The sequence below is a fragment of the Zeimonas arvi genome, from assembly GCF_008039575.1.
GTDB classification, from domain to species: Bacteria; Pseudomonadota; Gammaproteobacteria; order Burkholderiales; family Burkholderiaceae_E; genus Zeimonas; species Zeimonas arvi.
Genome location: NZ_VDUY01000003.1, coordinates 257,912 through 281,623 on the forward strand (window position 1 = coordinate 257,912; position 23,712 = coordinate 281,623).

Consider the following 23,712-nt stretch of genomic DNA (forward strand, 5'->3'; position numbering starts at 1 on the left):
GCTCCTCCGTGAGGTTCAGCCGACACGCACCGGTGCCGGCAAGGGCCTGCCTTCGGCGAAGGCGATCAGGTTGTCGGCCGCCAGCATCGCCATGCCGACCCGGGAGCTGCGCGTGGCGCTCCCGATGTGGGGCGTGAGCACGATGCCGGGCGCGTCGAGCAGCGCGGGATTCAGCGCGGGCTCGTTCTCGTAGACGTCGAGGCCGGCCGCCGCGATGCGGCCTTCCTCCAGGGCGCGGGCGAGCGCGGCGTCGTCGACGATGCCGCCGCGCGCGATGTTGACCAGCGTGGCGGTGGGCTTCATCAGCGCCAGCTCGCGCTCGCCGATCGTGTGGTGCGTGGCCTGGGAATACGGCAGCACCAGCACCACGTGGTCGGCACGCGCGAGCAGCTCGTCGCGCGGCACGAACTGCGCGCCCAGCTCCGCCTCGTTCGCGGCGCGGCTGCGATTGCTGTAGAGCACGGTCATCTCGAAGCCGCGGGCGCGCCGCGCCACGGCCGAGCCGATCCGCCCCATGCCGATGATCCCCAGCGTGCTGCGGAAGAGATCAGCGCCCAGGAACTGGTCGAAGGCCCAGCGCTTCCACTGCCCGTCGCGCAGCCAGCGCTCCGATTCCGACACCCGGCGGGCAGCCGCCATCAGCAGCGTCCAGGCCATGTCGGCCGTCGCCTCGGTGAGCACGTCGGGCGTGTTGCCGACGACGACGCCGCGCGCCGAGCAGGCCGCCAGGTCGATGTGGTTGTAGCCGACCGAGCCGGTCGAGACGATCCTCAGCTTCGGCGCAGCGCCGAGCAGCGCGGCGTCGACACGGTCCGAGGCGACCACGAACAGCGCCTCGCAGTCGGACACGCGGGCGCGCAGCGCCTCGGCGCTCCACTCCTCGTCGTCCTGGTTCGACGCGACCTCGAAATGCGCCTCGAGGCGCTCGAGGACCTCGGGAAAGATCCGGCGCGTGACCAGCAGCTTCGGTCGGGCGACCATCACGCCCCCTCGACGATCAGGACGTGGACCCGGTACGGCCCGTGGGCTCCCAGCACGATCGTCTGCTCGATGTCGGCGGTGCGCGACGGCCCCGAGACCAGGTTCATCGCGCGCGGCGGCTGGCCGAGTTCGGCGCGCACCAGCGCGAAGCCGTCCTCGTAGTGAGGCACGATCCGCGAGGCGGCCACGATCGCGATGTGCGTCTCCGGCAGCAGGTGGGTGGCCGCGGGCGTGTCCGGACCCGACAGCAGCATCAGCGTGCCGGTCTCGGCCACCGCCGCGAAGGCGCCGGTGATTCCGATCTTGTCGTCGCCAGAGGGCGCGCGCGGCTCGACCGCCAGGCCGCTGCGCCCCCACGGCAGCGCGCCGAGGGCGGGCCAGCAGACCGCGGCCCCGCCCAGACCGTGGGCGGCCAGCCACGCGGCGATCGCCGCGGGCGCATCGTCCAGGGCGCGGATCCGCGCGACGGTGCACATCATCCTCAGGGCCTGCGCCTCGAAGTGCGCCGTCACGTCGGGGCCGACGCCCGGGCGCGGCGCGAGCGGATGGTGCGCCACGTAGGCCTCGGCCGTGTCGCGCTCGAAATCCGCGACGGATGCCGGGCGCGCCTGCGCCTTGCGGATGCGCCCGAGAATGGCCGAGCGCGCCTTCGAAGTGTCCATCGTCTCCCCCTGCAGCGGAACGGGGCGAATTATAGTCAGCGCCCGCCCCCGTTCAGCGACCGACCTCGAAGACCTGCCTGAGATAGTTCAGGTAGGCCGGGTCGTCGCACATCGTCTTTTCCGGCGCATCGGACAGCTTGGCCACCGGCTGGCCATTGCAGCGGACCATCTTGATCACGATCTGCAGCGGCTGATAACCGAGGTCGTTGGTGAGGTTGGTCCCGATGCCGAACGAGAGCCGGGCCCGGTCGCGGAAGCGCTGGTACAGCTCGACCATCAACGGGAAGGTCAGCGAATCCGAGAACACCAGCGTCTTGCCCTTCGGCTCGACGCGGTTGGCCTCGTAGTGCGCGATCAGCCGCTCGCCCCAGTCGAAGGGATCGCCGGAATCGTGGCGCGCGCCGTCGAACAGCTTGCAGAAGTACATGTCGAAGTCGCGCAGGAAGGCGTCGAATCCGTAGGTGTCGGACAGCGCGATCCCGAGGTCGCCGCGGTACTCGCGCGCCCACATCTCGAAGGCGAAGGCCTGGGAATCGCGCAGCCGCGGGCCCAGCGCCTGGCAGGCCTGCATGTACTCGTGCGCCATGGTCCCCAGGGGCGTGAGGCCGTGCTTCATCGCGAACAGCACGTTCGACGTGCCGGCCAGGTGATCGCCCAGGCCCTTCGCAGCGGTGAGCAGGACCTCCTCGTGCCAGACGCGCGAAAAACGCCGCCGGGTGCCGTAGTCGGCGATCTTCATGCCGGCCAGCTCGGACCGCCCGGTGATCATCGCGATCTTGTCGTCGAGCCGCCGCCGGCCTTCTGCGTAGTCGGGCTCGGGCGCGAGGTTGCGGAACCAGACCTCGTTGACGATCGCGAGCACCGGAATCTCGAACAGGATCGTGTGCAGCCAGGGTCCGCGGATCGTGATCTCGATCTCGCCATTGTCCAGCGGCGAGGGCGCGACCGAGATGTACTTGCGATTCATCTGGAACAGGCCGAGGAAATCGACGAAGTCGCTCTTGATGAAGCGCAGGCCGCGCAGGTACCGCAACTCGGCTTCGCGAAAGCGCAGCGAGCAGAGGTTCTGGAGCTCTTCCTCGATCTCGGCCACGTGAGGACGCAGGTCGACGCCGGGCGTGCGGCACTTGAAGCGGTACTCCGCCTGCGCGCCGGGAAAGTGATGCAGCACGACCTGCATCATCGTGAACTTGTACAGGTCGGTGTCGAGCAGCGAGCTGATGATCATCGGATTGGGCGCGATGCCGCTTGGCGGCGCATGGGGCGCCCGGCGGGCGCTTCCCCCTTGCGATGATAACCGCCTCGTCAGCGAAGGCTCACCCCGCGCGAGGCGGGCTTGCCGAGGGCAGCGCGGCGGGAATGTCCGACGGCCGGTCCACGTCGGCCACGCAACCCGGATCCTCGCAAGGCACCGTCTCGAGCAGATCGGCCCGGTCGCGCAGCAGCCGGGCGGCGCCGCTCTCGTCGCCGATCGCCAGCAGCGCCGGCCTCTGGTCCGCGGAAAACGCCACCGGGTGCCCCGGCCTGCCCTCGAAGACCGGTCGCGCGATCGCGGCGCCGGCCAGCAGCCGCGCCCGCACCGCCGCGTGGGTGCCGGGAGACACGAAGGGCATGTCGCCGAGCGCGACCAGCCAGCCGAGCCTGGGCCGTGTCTCGCTCACGCCGTGCCGCAGGCTCGCCCCCATGCCGAGCCCGGCGTCGGGGCAGGCGACGAGCCGCACCGGGAGCCCCGCCAGGATCGCCTCGGCGAGCTCGCACCGGCTGCCGCAGACCACGACGATCTCGTCGGCGATGCCGACCAGGGCCTCGCAGGCCGCGCGCAGCACCGGCCGGCCGTCGGCAAGCGGTGCGGCCAGCTTCCACGCATCGCCCGTCGGATCGAAGCGGCGCCCTTCGCCGGCAGCAAGGACCAGGGCACAGACATCGGACATGGCGACTCCGGCTCAGTGGGACGAGGGCGCGGCGCGAATCCTCGCGGCGGCCTCGGCCAGCGCCGGCCAGGCCGGCTTGTCGGGGGCGAATCGCCTGCGCATCCAGGCCGCGAGTTCGGCGACCTGGACATCGTCGAGGCTCCCGGCGAAGGCCGGCATGTGGCCGATCGCCGGGGTGGCCGGCTCGCGTATGCCCTCGAGGATCGTGCGCACCAGATTGTCGGGGCGGTCGCCGTGCAGGCTCGCGGCGAGCGCGAGCGGGATGTTCCGGCCGGTCTCCACCGGCGCGTCACCGTCGTGGTGACACGCGCCGCAGGCGCGCTCGAACATCCGCTGCGCGGACCCGACGAGCGTCGCCGACTGCGCGCGCGCCCGCTCGATCGCGGCGCGGGCGGCCGCCTCGGCCTGCCCCGCATCGGCCTGCGTGGAGAACGATGCGAGGTAGTGCGCGATCGCGCGGACGTCGGCGTCGGGCAACTGCGAGAGCTCGCGGACCACCGGCCCCATCGGCCCGTTGGCCGCCCCATGCCGCATGCTCAGGCCGGTTCGCAGATAGTCGTAGAGATCGCCCTCGGTCCATGGCACCGGCGCGCGGCTCGCCGCGGTGAGCGCCGGCGCCTCCCAGCCGTCGACCATCGCGCCCGCCAGCCAGGCCTCGCCGCGCCGCTCGGCGCCGGCCGCATTGCGCGGCGTGTGGCAGGCGCCGCAGTGGCCGAGGCCGTTGACCAGGTACTCGCCGCGGTTCCACTGCGCGCTGCGCGAGGGATCGGGCGAAACCGGCCCGGGCTCGAGGTACAGCGCGTTCCACACCGCCATCAGCGGCCGCACGCCGAACGGAAAGGCCAGCTTCGACTCGGGCACCTCGGCGCGCACCGCCGGCTGAGACATCAGGTACGCGTAGAGCGCGGTCAGGTCGTCGTCGGTGACCCGGGTGAAGGCGGTGTACGGAAAAGCCGGGAACAGCCGATGGCCGTCGCGCGAGATCCCTTCGCGCATCGCGCGCTGGAACGCGGAAAACGACCAGTTGCCGATCCCGGTCTCGGGATCGGGCGTGAGATTGGTGGCGTAGACGACGCCGAAGGGCGTGTCGATCGCCCGGCCGCCAGCGTTCGGCGCGCCGCCGGGCGCGGTGTGGCAGACCACGCAGTCGCCGGCCGCCGCAAGTTGCCGGCCGCGCTCGATGGTCGGGGCGGTCCAGATCGACGGATCGGGTCGCGTGACCGGCGCGATCGCGGGCTTCCATCCGAAGGCCGCACCGCCCAGCGCGACCAGCCCGGCGGCCAGCGCACCTGCCCTCGCCCACCAGCGCCGGCGCGGCTTCGGCGGCTCGGCCGGCTCCGGCGGCGGCGGGTTGAGCGCCGCGCGCACCACCTCCGGCGTGAAAGGAGGCTTGCGAAAACGCACGCCGGTGGCGTCGAAGATCGCGTTGGCGATCGCCGCCGTCCCCGGCACCGACGAGGATTCGCCTGCGCCCTGCGGCGGCTGGTCCGGCCGCGGCATCATCATCACCTCGATGACCGGCACCTCGCGAAAGCTCAGGATCGGGTAGCTGCCCCACTCGCGGGCCGCCACCGTGTTCGTGGCCGGGTCGGTGCGCACCTGCTCCTTCAGCGCGCGGCTGGTCGTCTGCACCACGTTGCCGTGGATCTGGTGCTTCACGCCGGCCGGGTTGATCATCAGCCCCGCGTCGTGGCCCACCACCACCCGGCTGACGTGGACCTCGCCGGTGATCCGATTGACCTCGACGTCGGCCACCCAGGCCGCCCAGGCCGCGCCGTAGCCGGGAAAGCGGCTGTGGACGTAGCGCGCCCAGGCGAAGCCCTGGCCCTTCAGGAGGTCGCCCTCGGCCGCCCGCTGCATCGGCTGCGTGTGAGCGATCCAGCCGGCACGCTCGGCCGTCGCGCGGATCAGTTCGGCGGCGCGCGGGTCCTCGAGATGGCGCAGCCGGTACTCCACCGGATCGACGCCGGCGGCGCTGGCCGCCTCGTCGATCCAGGATTCGTGCGCGAACGAATTCGGCAGGGCCGACACCCCGCGCAGCCACGACGCGCGCAGGATCGGCGCCATGTCGTCGATCGACACGCGCAGGTGCGGATAGCGGTAGGGGGGCACCGAGGTGCGATCGCCCATCTCGTAGGCGACCGGCTCGGGCGGCACCGCACCGGTCAGCAGCAGCGCCAGCGTGACCGCGCCGTTGGACGGATAGGCGGTCCTGAAGTCGTAGGCGATCACCCTGCCGTCCGCGTCGAGGCCGCCCGACACGTCCATCAGTTGCGCCGCACCCTTGGGCTCCCACAGGTGCTCCTGCTCGCGGGTCAGCTGCACGCGCACCGGCCGGCCCACGGCCTTCGACAGCAGCGCCGCATCGGCGGCCACGTCGTCGGCGCAGTTGCGGCCGTAACAGCCCGAGGCCTCCATCCGGATCAGGTCGATCGCAGTCTCGGGCAGGCCGGTGAGCTTCGCGAGGTCGGCGCGCAGCGCGTGCGGGTACTGCGTGCCGGCCCAGACCGCGAGCCGATCGCCGCGCCAGTCGGCCAGCGCACAGGACGGGCCGATCGACGCGTGCATCTGGTAGGGCCAGACGTAGGTGCGCGCGAGCGTCGTGGCGGCGCCCGCCAGGGCTGCATCGACGTCGCCCTGTTCGATCGCCACGCGGCGCTTCGACGGGTTGTCGCGGATCGCCTGCTCGAGGTCGGAGAGCTGCGGCAGCGCCGGCCACGGCTTCCAGGAGACCTTCAGCTCGCGCATCGCGCGCTCGGCCTGATCCTCGCGCTCGGCGACCACGCCCACGAAGTCGCGGATCACGACCACCGCGACGACGCCGGGGATGCGCGCGATCGACGCCTCGTCGACCGATTCGAGCGAATGGCCGATGAAGGGCCCGTGGTCGGCACCCGACCAGGGCGGCCGCACGACCCGCCCGTGCAGCATGCCGGGCACGCGCATGTCGTGCACGAAGACCGTCTCGCCGGTCGCCTTGGCGGGGATGTCGACGCGCGGCACCGAGCGGCCGACCACCCGGTACTGGTCCGGCGTCTTGAGCGCCACGTCGGCCGAGAGCATCAGCTCGACGTGATGCCCGGCGACCAGCCCCGCGTAGGCGACACACCGGGCCGGATCGTCGGTCGAACGGACCATCCCGGCCTCGACCTGCAGCGCGCCGGCCGGCACGCCCAGCCGGGCGGCGGCCTGCTCGAGCAGCCAGGCCCGGGCCTGGGCGGCTGCGTTGCGCAAGGGCGCTGCGTGGATCTGGATCGAGGCGCTGGCGATCGTCGCCCCCTGGTTGGGCGCGCGCGTGGTGTCGCCCAGCACCATCTCGACGCTTTCGAAGGCCACGTCGAGTTCATCGGCCGCGATCTGGGCCAGCGCGGTGCGGATGCCGGTGCCCAGGTCGACGTGGCCGTTCAGCGCGGTGACGCTGCCGTCGTCCCAGACGGCGAGCAGGATCTCGGGGCCTTCGGCGGGGTTGCCGGGGACGGCCGGCGGCTGCCCGGGCGCGGGCGGAGGCGGCGGCGGCGGATCACGCAGCACCAGCAGTACGCCGCTCGCGTTGCGGAAGTCCGCGCGGGTCAGCGCGCTCGCGGCCCGTCGGGTCATTGCCGGGCCTCCGCGGCCATCCGCTCGGCCGCGAGCCGCACCGCCTCGAGGATCTCGAGGTGCGTGCCGCAGCGGCACAGGTTGTGCGACAGCGCGTCGCGCACCTGCGCCTCGGTGGGCCGGGGCTGGCGGGAAAGGAGCGCCACGGTGCTCATGATCATCCCGTTCAGGCAGTAGCCGCACTGGGCGGCCTGGGCATCGACGAAGGCCTTCTGGACCGGGTGCATCGCGTCGCGGCTGCCCAGCCCTTCGAGGGTGACCACGCGGCGCCCCGCGACCGCACCGACCGGGATCACGCAGGCGCGTGCCACCTTCCCGTCGAGGAGCACCGTGCAGGCGCCGCACTGCCCGAGCCCGCAGCCGTACTTCGGTCCGTTCAGGCCGAGGTCGTTGCGCAGCACGCCGAGCAGCGGCGCATCGGCCGGCACCCGCAGACGGTGCGGCCGGCCGTTGACGGTGAACTCGATCGGGTCGCCCTCGGGCTGCATCGCTAGACCGACAGGTAGGCCCGGCGGACCTCCTCGTTGTCGGCGAGCTCCTGCATCGTGGCCCGGTAGCGGATCTGTCCCTTCTCCAGCACGTAGGCGCGATCGGACACCAGCTCGGCGAAGTGCATGTTCTGCTCCGAGAGCAGGATGCTGACGCCCTGCGCCTTGAGCTCCAGGATCATCTGCGCCATCTGCTCGACGATGACCGGGGCCACGCCTTCCGAGGGCTCGTCGAGCAGCACCAGGTAAGGGTTGCCCATCAGCGTGCGCGCAACCGTGAGCATCTGCTGCTCGCCGCCGCTCATGCGGCCGCCCGGGCGGTCGGGCATCTCGCCCAGGTTCGGAAACAGGCGGAAGAGTCTTTCGGGCGTCCACGACGGGGCCCGCGCCCCGTCGGGCCAGCTGCGCGGCGGCTGGCGCCCGACCTCGAGATTCTCGGTGACGGTCAGGTCGGTGAAGATCCGGCGGTCCTCCGGCACGAAACCAAGCCCCGACGAGGCGACCTGGTGCGGCTCGCTGGCCGAGATGTCGCGCCCCATGAAGCGCAGGCGCCCTCGCCGTCGCGGCACCATGCCCATGACGGCCTTCAGCGTGGTGGACTTGCCCGCGCCGTTGCGGCCCATCAGCGCCACGACCTCGCCGCGCCTCACCTCGAGCGACACGTCGAACAGGATCTGCGCCGCGCCATACCAGGCGGACAGTGCCTCGACCTCGAGCAGCGGCGCGGCTGCGACGGCGGCCTGCGGCGAGAGCTGCGCGCTCATTGCAGCGCCTCCCCCAGGTCGGCGGCGCGTTGCGCGCCTGCGCGCTTCTTCTCGAAGGTCTTGCCCGAGCCGAAGTAGACCTCCTGGACCTTGGGATCGTCCCGGATTTCCGCCGGCCGCCCCTCGGCGATCAGCCGGCCGCGAGCCAGCACGATCATCCGGTCCGCATAGGCGAAGACCACGTCCATGCTGTGCTCGGTGAAGAGCACCGCCATGTTCCGCTCCACCACCAGCCGCTTGGTCAGTGCCATCAGCTCGTTGCGCTCCTTGGGCGCCATGCCGGCGGTCGGCTCGTCCATCAGCAGCAGCTTCGGCGAATTGGCCATTGCGATCGCAAGCTCCACGCGCTTGACGTCACCGTAGGCGAGCACGCTGCACGGCCGGTCGGCCTGCGCGGCCATGCCGACCTGGTCGAGCAGTTCGACGGCCTCGGCGCGCCGGTGCCTGGCCGCGCGCGTCCACATCGACCAGAGCCGCGCATCGGCCGACAGCAGCGCCATCTGCACGTTCTCGACAGCGGTCAGCGAGGAGAAGGTCTCGGCGATCTGGAAAGTGCGGCCGACGCCCAGCCGCCAGATCTCGCGCGGCCTCATGCCGATCAGCTCGGTGCCTTCGAGCCGGATCGAGCCCGAGTCGGCGCGCAACTGTCCGTTGACCATGTTGAAGGTCGTCGACTTGCCCGCGCCGTTGGGACCGATCAGCGCCAGCAGCTCGCCGCGGGCGAGCTCGAAGTCGATCCCGTCGACCGCGCGCACGCCGCCGAAGGACTTCCCCAGCCCGGTGACTGTCAGGAGCTTCGTCGTCATCGGCTCAGGCCTCCGCGCCCTGGCGGCGCGCCAGCAGTTGCTTCGCGAAGCCGGCGATGCCCTGCGGGAACAGCAGCACCAGCAGGAGGATGATCGCGCCCAGCATCGCCCGCCAGTAGTCGGTGCTGCGCGCCACCGTGTCGTGCAGCCAGGTGAAGGTGACCGCGCCGACGATGGGCCCGGAGAGCGTCTGCAGCCCGCCCAGCAGCACCATGACCAGTCCGTCGATCGACTTGGCCACGTGCAGGCCCTCCGGCGAGATGCTGCCCTTGGAGAAGGCGAACAGCGCGCCGGCGAGCCCCGCGAACAGCCCGGCGACCACGAAGGCGATCCACTGCACCCGCTTGACGTCGATGCCGATCGCGTCGGCGCGAGTCGGCGAATCGCGGCCTGCGCGCATCGCGTAGCCGAAGGGCGAGAACAGCATCCGGCGAAGCAGCAGCACGCCCAGCACCACCAGCGCCAGCGTCAGGTAGTAGTAGTTGATCTTGTCGGACAGCCAGGGGGCCGGCCACACCCCGGTCAGGCCGTTGCTGCCGCCGGTGAAGTCGTCCCACTGATAGACGATCGCCCAGGCGATCTGCGCGAAGGCCAAGGTGAGCATGGCCAGGTAGACGCCCGACAGCCGCACGCTGAACCAGCCGAACACCAGCGCGCCCAGCGCCGCCACCAGCGGCGCGAGCAGCAGGGTGATCTCCATCGGAACGCCCAGCCAGCGCACCAGCAGCGCGGCCCCGTAGGCGCCCAGGCCGAAGTAGGCGGCATGACCGAAGGAGTGCAGCCCGGCCGGGCCCATGATGAAGTGCAGGCTGGTCGCGAACAGCACGGCCACCAGCAGGTCGATCGCCAGCACGGTCAGGTAGGGCGAGGCCTTGGTGAGCAACGGAAACACGACCAGCCCGGCCAGCGCCGCGAGGCCCGCGTAGGCGACGGGCCGGCCCGCGGCGCGCAGCGGCGCCTCGATGGATCCGGCGTGCCGGCTCGCGCCCTGCGGTTTCCCGAGCAGGCCCCAGGGCCGCCAGACGAGCACCACCGCCATGACCAGGAACTCCACGACCAGCGTGAGCTTGGAGAAGGAAATCTTCAGGCCGAAGAGGTCGACCACCCCGAGCCAGATGCAGATCGCCTTCAGCTCGGCGATGATCAGCGCGGCCACGTAGGCGCCCGGGATCGAGCCCATGCCGCCGACCACCACCACCACGAAGGCGGCGCCGATCGTGTGCAGGTCCATTTCCAGGTTGGCCGGCTCGCGCGGCAACTGCAGCGCACCACCGAGGCCGGCCAGCAACGCGCCGAGCGCGAACACCGCGGTGAACAGCCAGGCCTGGTTCACGCCCAGCGCGCCGACCATTTCCCGATCCTGCGTGGCGGCGCGCACCAGCGTGCCCCAGCGGGTCTTCGTGAGCAGCAGCCACAGCAGGCCGAGCACCACCGGCCCGACCACGATCAGGAACAGGTCGTACTCGGGGAACTGACGGCCCAGGATGGTGACCGATCCGGCCAGCCCGGGCGCGCGCGGCCCGAGAAGCTCTTCCGGGCCCCACAGCCACAGCACCGCGTCCTTGACCACCAGCACCAGCGCGAAGGTGGCAAGCAGCTGGAACAGTTCGGGCGCGCGGTAGATCCGGCGCAGCAGCAGGATCTCGACGATCGCGCCGAGCAGCCCCACCGCCAGCGCCGAGAGCAGCAGCGCCGGCCAGAATCCGAGGCCTGCGCCCATCCGCTCGACCAGCGACCACGCGATGTAGACGCCGACCATGTAGAAGGAGCCGTGCGCGAAGTTGACGATGCGGGTGACGCCGAAGATCAGCGACAGGCCGGCGGCGACCAGGAACAGCGAGGACGCGCCGGCCAGCCCGTTCAGCAGCTGGACGATGAAGCCCGAGAAGCTCATCAGTCGGCCGGGCGAAGCTTCTTGACGACCTCATCCGACGGCAGCACCGTCGCGCCGTCGACGTAGCGGTAGTCGACCATCACCCCCTTGCCGCCCTCGTTCTTCGTGCGGCCGACGTAGCCGCCCATCGTGGACTGGTGGTCCTGCGGACGGTAAGTGATCTTGCCGAAGGGCGTGTCGACCTCGAGCCCGCGGAAGGCGGCGATCATCTTCTCGGTGTCGGGAGAACCCGCCTTCTTCAGGCCGGCGGCCAGCGACATGATCGAGCTGTAGCCGACGATGGTGCCCAGGCGCGGATAGTCGTCGAACTTCTTCTGGTAGGCGGCCAGGAAGGCCTTGTGCTCGGGCGTGTCGATGCCGTACCACGGGTAGCCGGTGACCAGCCAGCCGTTGGGCGATTCGTCCTTCAGCGGGTCGAGATACTCGGGCTCGCCGGTGAGCAGGCTGACCACCTCGCGGTCCTTGAACAGGCCGCGGGTGTTGCCTTCGCGCACGAACTTCGACAGGTCGGCGCCGAACAGCACGTTGAAGATCGCGTCGGGCTTCGAGTCGGCCAGCGCCTGGACCACGCTGCCGGCGTCGACCTTGCCCAGCGGCGGCGCCTGCTCGGTCACGAACTCGATGTCGGGCTGGGCGGCCTTCATCAGCTCCTTGAAGGTCGCGGCGGCCGACTGGCCGTACTCGTAGTTCGGGTAGACCAGCGCCCAGCGCTTCTTCTTCATCGCCGCCGCGTCGGGCACCAGCATCGCGACCTGCATGTAGGTCGACGGACGCAGGCGGAAGGTGTAGCGGTTGCCGTTCTGCCAGGTGATCTTGTCGGTCAGCGGCTCGGCCGCCAGGAAGAAGACCTTCTTCTGCTTGGCGAAGTCGGTGAGCGCGAGGCCGATGTGCGACAGGAAGGTGCCGGTGAGCAGGTCCACCCGCTCGCGCGAAACCAGCTCCTCGGCGGCGCGCACCGCGTCGCCCGGGTTCGCGTTGTCGTCGCGGATCACCAGCTCGACCTTCTTGCCGCCGATGCCGCCGGCCGCGTTGATCTGCTCGACCGCCAGCTCCATGCCCTTGCGGTAGGGCTCGAGGAAGGCGGGCTGCGCCTTGTAGCTGTTGACCTCGCCGATCTTGATGACCCCCTGCGCGCCGGCCGGCGAGGCAAGGGTGGTGGCCAGCGCGGCGATCGCCGCCGCGAGCATCCGTTTCGTGTGCATGGTCCTGCTCTCCCTGGTTGTATTCGAAAGTCCGGTTCCGGCGGGCGCGCTTCAGCGCAGACCGTCGGCGCCCTGGATCTCGCTCACCTGCAGCCCGCCGACCCTGGCCAGCGGCCGGCCGCCGTCGGTGACCGCGACGGCCACCACGATCTCGCTCGCGCGCGGGGCATCGCCCACGCGCGCCTCGATCGCGTCGAAGTGGCTCCTGACGTAGGCGGCGTCCTTGTGTCCGAGCGGCACGTCGATCGCGGTGCCCATGCCGCCGCGCTTCTTGGCCGAGGGCACCAGCGCCGCGCCCTTCTCGACTGCCTTGCGCAGCGGCGCGCCGAGCTTCGGATGCAGGATGGCCGCGGCATGCTCGAGCTCGCCCGCCTCGCCGACGATCGCCGCCTTGCCGTAGCTGTGCGCCTGCCCTGGCTCGATGCCCAGGGCCTTGACGCACTTCTCGCCCAGCAAGCCGCCGAGCTCTTCGCCGATCGCGATCAGCTCGTCGAGGTTCTCGACGTAGCGGCCGGCGCAGGGGTTCTCGATCACCGCGATCGCCACGGCCCTGCGTACCGGCGGCTCGACCGCCCTGCCCATCTCGATGCGCGTCTCGTCGACCTGCACGACGAGCTTCCTGATCCTTGCCGACATTGGCTCTCTCCTGGTCGCGTTCTCTGGCTGGCGTTGTCCGTCCCGCAACGCTAGCGTTGCCCGTCCCACTTGGCGATCTCGGAGGCCCTGAGCCCCCCCACCCGCGCGTGCACCCGCGCGCCGGCGCTCATGACCAGCACCAGCGCCAGCTCGTCGGGCAGCGGCGCGCCGGGCACCCGCACCTCGATGGCGTCGAAGTGACTGCGCACGTAGGACGCGTTGATGTGCGTGAGCGGCACGTCGAGCGTGGCGCCGGGCGGGCCGACCTTCTTCGTGGAGGGCACGATTGCCAGCGCGTTGCCGGGCTGCCCGCCCGCATCGCCTCCCCTGCCCTGCGCGTAGGCGGCGGCGTTGCCCTTCCAGCCGAGCAGCTCGCGCATCGCGTAGCCGCCGGGGACGTGCCACAAGGCGCCATGCTCGAGTTCGCCGTCGGCGCCGACGACCGCGCCCTTGCCGTAGCTCTCGATGCGCTCCACCGGCTCGTCCATCGCCTCGAGCAGGCGATGCGCCATCTGCACGCCCACCGGCTGCAAGGCGTCCATCATCGGCAGGATGTCGGGCTCGTAGCGCCCCGCGAACGGGTTGCGCAGCACCGCAACGATCGCACCGCGCCGCTGCGGGCGCTCCGGCGGCGGCCCGAACTCGTGGAAGATCTCTTCCACCTGCGTGAATACCCGACGAATCTCGATCATTCCCGACTCACTCATTGCCCCGTTCCGATTCTCGCTGCCCGCTCAGGCGCACTCAAGCGGGATTCTGCCTGCCGACGCCGCGGCGGCCGGCGTCGCGACGCCCACGGCCCGGCCCTGGCAGACCAGGATGGCAGCCTCCAGCAGGCCTCGATCGTGCAACTCGCGTGCCCGCAAGGCGCCCTGCTCGAGGGCGCGGGCCACCCGCTGCGGCGCGAGCGCCGGCACGTCCACCACGACGGGCAGCTTGCCCAGATCCGTGTCGTCGCGCAGCTCGCAAGCCGGGCGGCGGACGATGCCGGGATCGTCGACATCGACCGCGTTGGCGACGATCGTGGCAGCCGCGTCGGCCTGCGCCGCAGTGCGCGCCAGCACGGTCACGCTGTCGGCGATGCCCAGCGAGAAGCTGCGCCCGCGCCAGCCGCTGGTCGCGATCCCGCGCACCGGCATGGCCGAATCGATCTCGAACTTGCCGTCGAGCGCCAGGCCGGCGCGATCGCCGGGCCGCCCGCCCGCGACCGGGGCGAAGCGCGCCAGGTCGGCGAACAGGCCGACCCGGACCGAGGCCCCCTGGGCCAGGTACAGCGCGATGTCGCCGCCGTTGTTGACCCAGGCGCGCTCGATGCCGGGGCGCCGGTAGGCCGCGACGATCTCGTCCGCCACGGAGCCAGCCACCGCCGCCATCGGCGTGATGTATTCGCTGCTGAGCGGCAGGCAGGCGCGCCACATCCGCTGCGCGACCGGCCCGGCCAGCGGGCAATCCACGCGCGGCCGCACCGCGGCGGAGGCCTCCCGATGGCCGTCCTGCCGGGGCCGGCCGATCGGCGCGCGCAGCAACCCTAGCTCGCCGACGAGCTCGCCGAGCACCGTTGCGAATCGCGCCCAGGCGGCCTCGTGGGCGGCGGCCACCACCGACGACACCCCCTCGGCGCCGATCACCAAGTCGATCGGACCGTGCGCGAAATGCCAGCGATTGCCGGGCAGCGGCGCGCGTTGCGCGGTCATCGGCAGCTTCCGGTCATCGGCCGTCTCCAGGCATCGCCTTTCCCTCAGCCCAGCATCGGCGCGTGGCCGATCGGCCAGGGATTGGACGCATCGGCCGCGAGCCAGCGGCGGGCGGTCGGCGCCCCTTCGTCGTGCCAGGCGCCGGTGCGCAGCGCCTGCTCGAGCGAGCGCACCTGCTCGACATGGCCGCCCAGCGCCGAGAAGTCGTCGGCGCGCATCGTGAACTCGATGGGCGCGACGAGCGCGGGCGTGGGCACGGTGCCGAAGGCGTTCTCGGGCATCCGCATCACGTCGACCATCACCGTGATGCCGCCGCCCGGCCAGACGTAGGCCGGCGCGCCACCGCAGGTCACGTTGACCAGGCTCTGCTTGATCGTGCGGGTCAGCAGCACCGGGTTCTCGGTGACGCCGGCGCGCAGGCTGCCGCCCGCGCCGCCGAGGAAGAGGACCGAGGTCAGCGAGGGCTCGCAGTTCTCGCCGATGCGCTCGACGATGCGCCGCACGGCCTCGGGCATCTCGGCCTCGCGCGGCGCGAGCGACGCGTCGAGCTCGTACCAGGCCGAATGCTCGCCGGTGGTGGAGACCATCAGCAGGCGCTGGCCCGGCCAGGCGAGTTTCGGGTCCCAGCCTTCGACGATGCTCATCGGATCGGCGATGTCGGTGCCGCCCCAGCCGGTGCCGGGATTGGCCACCTGGAAATAGCGGCCCGGCGTGGACTTCCGGCCGCGGATCTTCAGGCCCGAAGGCCGCATGTCCAGGCAGCGCCCGGCCTGGTGCTCGGTGAGCACGCCGGTGATGTGGTCGTCGACCACCACGACCTCGTCGACCCGCCCGAAGAACTGCTTGGCGAAGATGCCGATCGTGGCCGAGCCGCAGCCGACCCGCATGCGCTGCTCCTCGACGCCGTTGACCACCGGCGGCCGGCCCGCCTGCACCAGCAGCTGCGCGCCCCCGTCGATCGTGAGCTCGACCGGCTGGCGGTTGCCGAGCGACTGCATCATCTCGACGGTGACCCGGCCTTCCTTCTTGCTGCCGCCGGTCAGGTGGTGCACGCCCCCCAGCGAGAGCATCTGCGAACCGTACTCGGCTGTGGTGACGTGGCCGACCACCTCGCCGCGGCAGCGCACGTTCGCCTGCTCGGGCCCCAGGTAGCGGTCGGTGTCGATCTTCACCTTCAGGCTGCAGTAGCTGAAGATGCCCTCGGTGACGACGGTGACCATGTCGACGCCGTCGGCCTGGGAGGCCACGATGAAGGGCGCCGGCTTGTAGTCGGGATAGGTGGTCGACGAGCCGATGCCGGTCACGAAGACCTCGTTGGCGCGCAGCAGGTCGCCGTCCCAATCGGGGGCATCCGGCGCGATGCCGCCCGCATCCGGCGCGACGCCCTCGGGGCCTTCGGACCCGGCCCCGGCGGGGAGCGCGGGCCGGCCGGCGAAGCGGACCAGCTTCGCGTCCGCCTGCTGCGCGGTGCGCCTGAGCATGACGACCGGGTCGACGCGCACCAGCGTGCCGCCCGAATTCGCGTAGCGATCGCAGGCGCCGACCCGCCCCTCGGCGATCTGGCACAGCACCGGGCAGGCATTGCACTCGATCTTGCCGACGGCCATGCGCTCGTTGCGCGGCCTCGACTTTTCGAGGACCTGCGGAATCGGCTCGACCTCGGGCAAGCCGTCGGTCTTCGTGTGCTCGGTCATCGCTTGCGGATCCTCCCGCCCTGTTGCGCCAGACGCCGGATTTTATGTAGGATTCACTTAACGTTGATGTTGCAAACGCTACATCGGCGGAAAGTTAAACACGAAAGCCCGCGCGCGCGCAACGGCTTTTTCGAACCCCCGCCCGGGCCCCGAGAGCGACGGCCCGCGGCACGATGGAGCCGCCCCGATGGCCGCCTTCGACGAGGAACGCGTGCTCAGCGTCCACCACTGGACCGACCGCCTGTTCACCTTCACCACCACCCGCAGCCAGTCGCTGCGCTTCCGCAACGGGCACTTCACGATGATCGGCCTGCGGGTGGACGGCAAGCCTCTGCTGCGCGCCTACAGCATCGTGAGCCCGAACTACGAGGACCACCTCGAGTTCCTCAGCATCAAGGTGCCCGACGGCCCGCTGACCTCGCGGCTGCAGCACATCCAGCCGGGCGACTCGGTCATCGTCGGCCACAAGCCCACCGGCACCCTGGTCATCGACTACCTGCTGCCCGGCAAGCGGCTCTACCTGCTTTCGACCGGCACCGGGCTGGCGCCCTTCATGAGCATCATCCGCGACCCGGACACCTACGAGAAGTTCGACACCGTGATCCTGGTGCACGGCGTGCGCCAGGTCGACGAGCTGGCCTATCACGACATGCTGGTCGAGCAGCTGCCGCACCACGAGTTCATCGGCGAAATGGTCTCGAGCAAGCTGCGTTACTACCCCACGGTCACCCGGGAACAGTACCGGCGCATGGGCCGGATCACCGAGCTGATCGAGTCCGGCAAGCTGTTCCAGGACCTCGGCGTGCCGCCGCTGGACCCGGCCGCTGACCGGGTGATGATCTGCGGCAGCCCCGGCATGCTGCGCGATCTCAAGCAGATGCTCGAGGCACACGGCTTCAAGGAGGGCAATACGACCACACCGGGCGATTTCGTGATCGAACGGGCCTTCGCCGAGCAGTAAGCATGGCCAGGCCGGCCGCCATGCCGAAGAAGCGCGCCGCCCCGGGCGGCGCGCAACGCCCGCGCAGCCGCGAGCTGGCAGCCCAGGCCACCCGCGAGAACCTCCTGCGCGCCGCGATCAAGGTGTTCGCGCGCAACGGCTTCGCCGGCGGCCGGATCGAGCAGATCTCGAAGGCTGCACGATCGTACGACCGGATGATCTACTACTACTTCGGCAGCAAGGAAGGGCTGTTCATCGCGGTCATCGAGGAGATCTACCGGCGCTTCAACGAGGCGGAGTCCGAGCTCGCCCTCGATCTCGACGCGCCGACCGACTCGCTGGTGGCGATCGTGCGGTTCATCTGGTCCTACTACAACCGGCACCCCGAGTTCATCACGCTGCTGAACTCGGAGAACCTGCATCGGGGCAAGCACATCTCCAAGTCCCGGCGGCCGGGCGAGTATTCATCGCCAGCGCTGTCGCTGCTCGAGCGGGTCCTGCACAGCGGCGCCCGGCAGGGCGTGTTCCGCAGCGAACTGCGCGCCCGCGACGTCTACCTTCTGATCGCCTCGCTGGGCTACTTCTACCTGTCCAACCGGCACACGCTGTCCACCTTCCTCGGCGAGAACCTCGAGGCTCCGGAGGCGCTCGAGCACTGGGAGCGATTCGTGATCGACTCTGTGCTGCGCGTGGTCGCCGCCGGGCCGCCGCTCCCTCCCCTGGCCTCCAGCACCCGATCGCACAACCGAAGCGGAGATTGACCATGGCAGAAGCCACAAGCACCGGCGCGTCCGGCAAGGTCGTCATCAGGAACATCGGCCTGATGCTGTCCGGCGACATCGACCGCCCGATCCTAGATGCCGACACCATCGTCGTGAACGACGGGATCATCGTCGCGGCGGGGCGCGAGGCCGACTGCGACACCGGGCAGCCGGACACGCTGATCGACGCACGCGGCACCTGCGTCTGCCCCGGCCTGATCGACAGCCACGTGCACCCGGTGTTCGGCGACTGGACGCCCCGCCAGGGCCAGATCGGCTGGATCGATTCGACCATGAACGGCGGCGTGACCACGATGATCTCGGCCGGCGAAGTCCATCTGCCCGGCCGTCCCAAGGACATCGTGGGACTGAAGGCGCTGGCGATCACCGCCCAGCGGGCCTTCGACAACTTCCGCCCCGGCGGGGTCAAGGTGCTGGCCGGGGCGCCGGTCATCGAGAAGGGCATGACCGAGCAGGATTTCAAGGACATGGCCGAGGCCGGGGTCAAGCTGCTCGGCGAAGTGGGCCTGGGCTCGGTCAAGGCGGGCGACGAGGCGAAGCAGATGGTGGCCTGGGCGCGCAAGCACGGCATCCAGAGCACGATCCACACCGGCGGCCCCTCGATCCCGGGCTCGGGCCTGATCGACAAGGACGTGGTGCTCGAGGCCGACGCCGACGTCATCGGCCACATCAACGGCGGCCACACCTCGCTGCCCGAGGCGCACGTCTGCGAACTCTGCGAGAAGTCCTCGCGGGCCATCGAGATCGTGCACAACGGCAACGAGAAGGTCGCCATCGCCGCCGCGCAGATGGCGCTGCAGCTCAAGTGCCCGCACCGGGTGATCCTGGGCACCGACGGCCCGGCCGGCTCGGGCGTGCAGCCGCTGGGCATCCTGCGGATGGTGGCGCTGCTCTCCAGCATGGCCGGCATCCCGGCCGAGCTCGTGTTCTGCTTCGCCACCGGGAACACCGCGCGCATCCGCGACCTGAACTGCGGGCTGATCGAACCCGGCCGGGCGGCGGACTTCGTGTTCATGGACCGCGCCCAGCACACCGCCGGGAGGACCCTGCTCGAGAGCGTGCAGCTGGGGGACATCCCGGGGGTGGGCATGGTGATGATCGACGGCATCGTGCGCTGCGGCCGCAGCCGGAACACGCCGCCCGCGACTGAGGTGCCGGTCGTGGTGGCGCCCGCGCACTGATCCTGCGCCCCGGCCCGCCGCCGGTTCCGGCCTTGCCGGACCGGCGCGGGGACAGGGAGTAAAATCCGCGCCATTCCACGCCTCCAACCATTGCCCGCGCCATGACCCACGTCGTCCTCGATTCCTGCATCCGGTGCAAGTACACCGATTGCGTCGATGTCTGCCCGGTCGATTGCTTCCGAGAAGGGCCGAACATGCTCGTGATCGACCCCGACGAATGCATCGACTGCGCCGTCTGCATCCCCGAGTGCCCGGTCGAGGCGATCGTGGCCGAGGAAGACGTGCCCGCCGACCGGCAGCAGTTCACCGAACTGAACGCGGAGCTGGCCAAGGTCTGGCCCAGCATCACCCGCACCAAGGACCCGCTGCCCGACGCCGAGGAATGGAAGGACGTCAAGGGCAAACTGCCGGAACTGAAGCGCTGAAACGCGCGCGGGCCGGCTTCGCCGCCTTGCAGCAACCAGGCGCCCGGAGCTCGATGAGGGAGAAGCAGTCCGCGCAAGTCGTTGCGACCTGCGTGTCATACTGATCGCGTATCCGGGCCCCGGATTTTGCGCAGCGCAGCAGGTCCCCGGATAATCACTCGATCAATCGCAAACGATTGCAACCGGGAACTCCGACCATGCTCTACCAGATTCGAGAAGCCCAGCGGGCGGTCCTCAAGCCGATCTGCAGCTGGGCCGATTCGATGAGCCACCTCTACGGGGACCCGTACAGTCCGCTCGCGATGGTTCCCTTCGCCAGCCGGATCTCCGCGGGCTTCGAGTTGCTGTACCGCCTCGGCAAGGACTACGAGAAGCCCGAGTTCGGGCTCAGCGCCACCCGGATCGACGGCACCGAGGTGCCGGTGGTCGAGCGGGTCGAGATGAACTTCCCGTTCTGCCGGCTGCTGAAGTTCGAGCGCCTGCTGCCCAAGTCGCTGGCTCACCGCTCGACCGACCCCGCCGTGCTGGTGTTCGCGCCACTGTCCGGCCACCACGCCACGCTGCTGCGCGACACGGTGCGCGCGCTGCTGCCCGACCACAACGTCTACATCACCGACTGGGTCGACGCCCGCATGGTGTCGACCTGGCACGGGCCCTTCCACCTCGACGACTACATCGGCTACGCGATCCGCTTCATCCGGCATCTCGGGCCCGAGGTGCACGTGATGTCGGTCTGCCAGCCCACGGTGCCGGTCATGGCAGCGGTGTCGCTGATGGCCACGATGAAGGATCCGCACCAGCCCCGCACGATGACGATGATGGGCGGCCCGATCGACACGCGCAGCAGCCCGACCAAGGTCAACGACCTCGCGATGACGCGCAGCCACGACTGGTTCGAGCGCACGCTGATCCACCGTGTGCCCGGCCGTTATCCGGGCTCGGGGCGGCGGGTGTATCCCGGCTTCCTGCAGCACGCCGGCTTCGTGGCGATGAATCCCGATCGGCACATGACCTCGCACTGGGACTTCTACCTCGACCTGGTGCGCGGCGACATGGACGACGCCGAGTCGCACCGCCGCTTCTACGACGAGTACAACGCGGTGCTCGACATGCCGGCCGAGTACTACCTCGACACGATCCGCCTGGTCTTCCAGGAACACGCCCTGCCCCGTGGCACCTGGGACGTCGAGTTCGAAGGCAAGACCTGGCGAGTGAACCCGGCGGACATCACCGACGTGGCGCTGTTCACGATCGAGGGCGAGCTCGACGATATCTCCGGCCTGGGCCAGACCGAGGCGGCGCAAGGCCTGTGCTCGGGCATTCCCAGGAAGAACAAGCAGCACTTCGTGGTGCCGGGCGCCGGCCACTACGGGATCTTCAGCGGCCGCCGCTGGCGCGAGATGGTCTGCCCCGAGGTGCGCGCCTTCATCCAGCAGCACCGACGCGACGAAGGCCAGCTGCGCCTGGTGAGCTGACCGGGGCCGCATGACGGACGGCCCCGCCCCCATCGGCGCGCCGTCCGCGGGCGCGGCGCCCCGGGATCCCTCTGCCGCGCCGGCGGCCGGTCTCGCCGACGCGATCGATGCCTTGCTGCCGCAGACGCAGTGCACCAAGTGCGGCTTCGACGGCTGCCGGCCCTACGCCGAGTCGATCGCCGGCGGGCAGGCACAGATCGACCGGTGCCCGCCCGGCGGCGCAGCCGGGATCGCGCGGCTGGCCAGCCTTCTCGGCCGGCCCGAGCTGCCGCTGAACCCCGAATGCGGCGCCGAATCGCCTCGCCGGGTCGCCTGGATCGATCCGGCCCTGTGCATCGGCTGCACCAAGTGCATCCAGGCCTGCCCGGTCGACGCGATCCTCGGCGCGCGCCGCCGGATGCACACGGTGGCCGCCTCCCTGTGCACCGGCTGCGACCTGTGCGTCGCGCCCTGCCCGGTGGACTGCATCGCGATGCTGCCGCTGCCCGAGGCACTGGCCGGCTGGTCGGACGGCGACGCGCTGGCGGCCCGCAGCCGACATCGGGCGCGCGGCCTGCGGCTCGACCGCGAGCACCGGCACCGCCAGCAACGACTGGCCGCGCGCGGCTCGGCGGCGCAGCCGCAAGCAGACCCGGCCCAGGACGCCCAGGCCCGCAAGCGCGCGGTCATCGAGTCGGCGATGCGCCGGGCGCGCGAGCGGCTGGAGAGGTCCCCGCGATGAACCGCGAACGCCGCACCGAGATCTTCCAGCGCCTGCAGGCGTTGAACCCCCACCCGACGACCGAGCTCGAGTACGCCACGCCCTTCGAGTTGCTGGTTGCGGTGACCCTGTCCGCCCAGGCCACCGACCGCAGCGTGAACCTGGCCACCCGGCGGCTGTTCGAGGTGGCCCCCACGCCTGCGGCCATGCTCGCCCTGGGCGAGGAGGGACTGTGCGGGCACATCCGCACGATCGGGCTGTTCCGGTCCAAGGCGCGCCACGTGATCGCCGCCTGCCGGATCCTGGTCGACGAGCACGGCGGCGAAGTGCCGCGCACGCGCGAAGCGCTGGAGCGGCTGCCCGGCGTGGGCCGCAAGACCGCGAACGTGGTGCTGAACACCGCGTTCGGCGAACCCACGGTGGCAGTCGACACGCACATCTTCCGGGTGGCCAACCGCACCGGCCTGGCGAAGGGCGTCACGCCGCTGGCGGTCGAGAAGGGCCTGCTGAAGCACGTGCCTTCGCCCTTCCTGCGCGACTGCCATCACTGGCTGATCCTGCACGGGCGCTACGTCTGCAAGGCGCGCAAACCCGAATGCTGGCGCTGCCCGATCGCGGACCTGTGCGAGTACAGACCCAAGACGCCCGCCCCCGGTGGCAAGCGCGGAGCGCGCGGGCCCGGCGACTCCAGCACGTAGACATGTTCGATCCATCCCGGGACGAGGTCCGCCGATTCTTCTGCGAAGCCTGGCGCAAGCAGCGCGAGGCGGCGCCGCTCACGCCGCTGGAGGCCATCGCCGCCGACTGGATCCTCGCCCATCCCGAGTACCACGAGGACCTGGCGTCGCTGGACAGCGCGCTGGCCGCCGAGTACCCGGTCGAGGGCGGCCGCAGCAACCCCTTCCTGCACCTGGCGATGCACCTGTCGATCTCGGAGCAGCTGCAGATCGACCAGCCGCCGGGCATCCGCGCGGCCCACGACGCGCTCGCGCGCAGGCTCGACTCGCCGCACGAGGCGGCGCACCGGATCATGGACTGCCTGGGCGAGACGATCTGGCGGGCGCAGCGCGAGCGCACCGCGCCCGATGCCGAGGCCTACCTGGACTGCATCCGCCGGAAGGCCGGATGACGATTCTGTTACGCTTTCCGGCTGTGCCGCGCGCCCGCACGGCCTCGCTGCGCGCGCAGCGCGCCTGACTGGACCCCCCGGAACCCCGCGATGTTCGGACGCCTGATGCCCCGCGAGGGCAAGTTCTTCGATCTCTTCAACCGGCACGCCGAGCGCATCGTGGTCGGCAGCCGCGAGCTGGCCGGCCTGATGAGCGAGTTCGCCGACGTGGGCTCGCGACGCGCCCGGATCGACGCGATCGACGCAGCCGAGAAAGACGCCGACAAGATCACCCACGAGGCGGTGATCCTGCTGCACAAGACCTTCATCACGCCCTTCGACCGCGACGACATCCACAAGCTGATCACCCACATGGACGACATCCTGGACCTGATCCAGGATGTCGCCGAGTCGGCGATCCTGTACGACGTTCAGCGCATCTCCCCCGAGGCCCAGCAACTGGCCGACCTGAACGCGATGTGCGCCGAGCGGGTGCAGGCGGCGGTGCGCATGCTCGACAACATGGAGAACGCCGAGGCGATCCTGAAGGTCTGCCTCGAGATCGACCGCCTCGAGTCCGACGCCGACCGGGTCATGCGCTCGGCCATGTCCAAGCTGTTCCGCGACGAGACCGACGTGCGCCAGCTGATCAAGCTCAAGGCGATCTACGAGCTGCTCGAGTCGGTGTCGGACAAGTGCGAAGACGTGGCCAACATCATCGAGGGCGTGGTCCTCGAGAACGCTTGAGCGAC

At 70.6% G+C, this 23,712-nt stretch carries 23 protein-coding genes; 9 read left to right on the forward strand and 14 right to left on the reverse strand.

Going from position 1 to position 23,712, the window contains the following annotated elements; all coding sequences use genetic code 11:
- Positions 1-15: 15 nt before the first annotated feature.
- The 14 genes from FHP08_RS08605 to FHP08_RS08670 all read right to left on the reverse strand — a co-directional run bounded on the left by FHP08_RS08605 (position 16) and on the right by FHP08_RS08670 (position 16,349).
- The gene (locus FHP08_RS08605; RefSeq protein WP_147704039.1) at positions 16-981 is read right to left on the reverse strand and encodes a 2-hydroxyacid dehydrogenase; all 966 of its coding nucleotides are present in this window, start codon (positions 979-981) and stop codon (positions 16-18) included.
- Positions 981-1,643, reverse strand: a complete 663-nt coding sequence (locus FHP08_RS08610; protein WP_147704040.1) for a LutC/YkgG family protein — start codon at positions 1,641-1,643, stop codon at positions 981-983. The genes FHP08_RS08605 and FHP08_RS08610 overlap by 1 nt, the downstream gene beginning before the upstream one ends.
- A gap of 52 nt (positions 1,644-1,695) precedes the next feature.
- Positions 1,696-2,871 carry a nicotinate phosphoribosyltransferase gene (pncB, locus tag FHP08_RS08615; protein ID WP_147704041.1) on the reverse strand — a complete coding sequence of 392 codons (1,176 nt, stop codon included), beginning with the start codon at positions 2,869-2,871 and terminating at the stop codon, positions 1,696-1,698.
- An 88-nt stretch (positions 2,872-2,959) separates the two neighbouring features.
- Positions 2,960-3,574 (reverse strand): nucleotidyltransferase family protein, encoded by a 615-nt coding sequence (locus FHP08_RS08620; RefSeq protein ID WP_147704042.1) that lies wholly within the window; start codon positions 3,572-3,574, stop codon positions 2,960-2,962.
- A gap of 12 nt (positions 3,575-3,586) precedes the next feature.
- The gene (locus FHP08_RS08625; RefSeq protein WP_147704043.1) at positions 3,587-7,171 is read right to left on the reverse strand and encodes a molybdopterin cofactor-binding domain-containing protein; all 3,585 of its coding nucleotides are present in this window, start codon (positions 7,169-7,171) and stop codon (positions 3,587-3,589) included.
- Entirely contained in the window at positions 7,168-7,659 is a 492-nt protein-coding gene (locus FHP08_RS08630; RefSeq protein WP_147704044.1) for a (2Fe-2S)-binding protein, read from the reverse strand. The genes FHP08_RS08625 and FHP08_RS08630 overlap by 4 nt, the downstream gene beginning before the upstream one ends.
- A 2-nt stretch (positions 7,660-7,661) precedes the next feature.
- Positions 7,662-8,423 carry an ABC transporter ATP-binding protein gene (locus FHP08_RS08635; RefSeq protein WP_147704045.1) on the reverse strand — a complete coding sequence of 254 codons (762 nt, stop codon included), beginning with the start codon at positions 8,421-8,423 and terminating at the stop codon, positions 7,662-7,664.
- A complete protein-coding gene (locus tag FHP08_RS08640) occupies positions 8,420-9,229 on the reverse strand; it encodes an ABC transporter ATP-binding protein (protein ID WP_147704046.1) in 810 nt (269 codons plus the stop codon). Before FHP08_RS08640 ends, FHP08_RS08635 begins: the two co-directional genes overlap by 4 nt.
- 4 nt (positions 9,230-9,233) lie before the next feature.
- Positions 9,234-11,123, reverse strand: a complete 1,890-nt coding sequence (locus tag FHP08_RS08645) for an ABC transporter permease (protein WP_147704047.1) — start codon at positions 11,121-11,123, stop codon at positions 9,234-9,236.
- The gene (locus FHP08_RS08650) at positions 11,123-12,325 is read right to left on the reverse strand and encodes an ABC transporter substrate-binding protein (RefSeq protein WP_147704048.1); all 1,203 of its coding nucleotides are present in this window, start codon (positions 12,323-12,325) and stop codon (positions 11,123-11,125) included. The genes FHP08_RS08645 and FHP08_RS08650 overlap by 1 nt, the downstream gene beginning before the upstream one ends.
- A gap of 51 nt (positions 12,326-12,376) precedes the next feature.
- Complete coding sequence (locus FHP08_RS08655) at positions 12,377-12,961, reverse strand: amino acid synthesis family protein (RefSeq protein WP_147704049.1); 585 nt, start codon at positions 12,959-12,961, stop codon at positions 12,377-12,379.
- Between the two features lie 50 nt (positions 12,962-13,011).
- Complete coding sequence (locus FHP08_RS08660; protein ID WP_147704355.1) at positions 13,012-13,653, reverse strand: amino acid synthesis family protein; 642 nt, start codon at positions 13,651-13,653, stop codon at positions 13,012-13,014.
- A gap of 42 nt (positions 13,654-13,695) precedes the next feature.
- Entirely contained in the window at positions 13,696-14,655 is a 960-nt protein-coding gene (locus FHP08_RS08665) for a UPF0280 family protein (protein WP_147704050.1), read from the reverse strand.
- Positions 14,656-14,699: 44 nt separating this feature from the next.
- Entirely contained in the window at positions 14,700-16,349 is a 1,650-nt protein-coding gene (locus FHP08_RS08670) for a 6-hydroxynicotinate reductase (protein WP_147704051.1), read from the reverse strand.
- A 187-nt stretch (positions 16,350-16,536) separates the two neighbouring features.
- Between FHP08_RS08670 and FHP08_RS08675 the strand changes: the two genes are divergently transcribed.
- From FHP08_RS08675 to FHP08_RS08715, 9 genes are all read left to right on the forward strand, one after another.
- On the forward strand, positions 16,537-17,310 hold the full coding sequence (locus FHP08_RS08675; RefSeq protein ID WP_147704052.1) for a ferredoxin--NADP reductase: 774 nt from the start codon (positions 16,537-16,539) through the stop codon (positions 17,308-17,310).
- Between the two features lie 2 nt (positions 17,311-17,312).
- Positions 17,313-18,050, forward strand: coding sequence for a TetR family transcriptional regulator (locus FHP08_RS08680; RefSeq protein WP_407704001.1), 738 nt, complete (start codon positions 17,313-17,315; stop codon positions 18,048-18,050).
- A 2-nt stretch (positions 18,051-18,052) separates the two neighbouring features.
- A complete protein-coding gene (locus FHP08_RS08685; protein WP_147704053.1) occupies positions 18,053-19,252 on the forward strand; it encodes an amidohydrolase family protein in 1,200 nt (399 codons plus the stop codon).
- 101 nt (positions 19,253-19,353) lie between these two features.
- A complete protein-coding gene (gene fdxA, locus FHP08_RS08690) occupies positions 19,354-19,677 on the forward strand; it encodes a ferredoxin FdxA (RefSeq protein WP_147704054.1) in 324 nt (107 codons plus the stop codon).
- Positions 19,678-19,874: 197 nt separating this feature from the next.
- A complete protein-coding gene (locus FHP08_RS08695) occupies positions 19,875-21,152 on the forward strand; it encodes a polyhydroxyalkanoate depolymerase (protein ID WP_147704055.1) in 1,278 nt (425 codons plus the stop codon).
- Between the two features lie 10 nt (positions 21,153-21,162).
- Positions 21,163-21,873, forward strand: a complete 711-nt coding sequence (gene rsxB, locus FHP08_RS08700) for an electron transport complex subunit RsxB (RefSeq protein ID WP_147704056.1) — start codon at positions 21,163-21,165, stop codon at positions 21,871-21,873.
- Complete coding sequence (nth, locus tag FHP08_RS08705; RefSeq protein ID WP_147704057.1) at positions 21,870-22,550, forward strand: endonuclease III; 681 nt, start codon at positions 21,870-21,872, stop codon at positions 22,548-22,550. Before rsxB ends, nth begins: the two co-directional genes overlap by 4 nt.
- Before the next feature lie 2 nt (positions 22,551-22,552).
- Positions 22,553-22,981 (forward strand): DUF1841 family protein, encoded by a 429-nt coding sequence (locus FHP08_RS08710; protein WP_147704058.1) that lies wholly within the window; start codon positions 22,553-22,555, stop codon positions 22,979-22,981.
- Between the two features lie 90 nt (positions 22,982-23,071).
- Positions 23,072-23,707 carry a DUF47 domain-containing protein gene (locus FHP08_RS08715; protein WP_147704059.1) on the forward strand — a complete coding sequence of 212 codons (636 nt, stop codon included), beginning with the start codon at positions 23,072-23,074 and terminating at the stop codon, positions 23,705-23,707.
- Positions 23,708-23,712 lie beyond the last annotated feature (5 nt).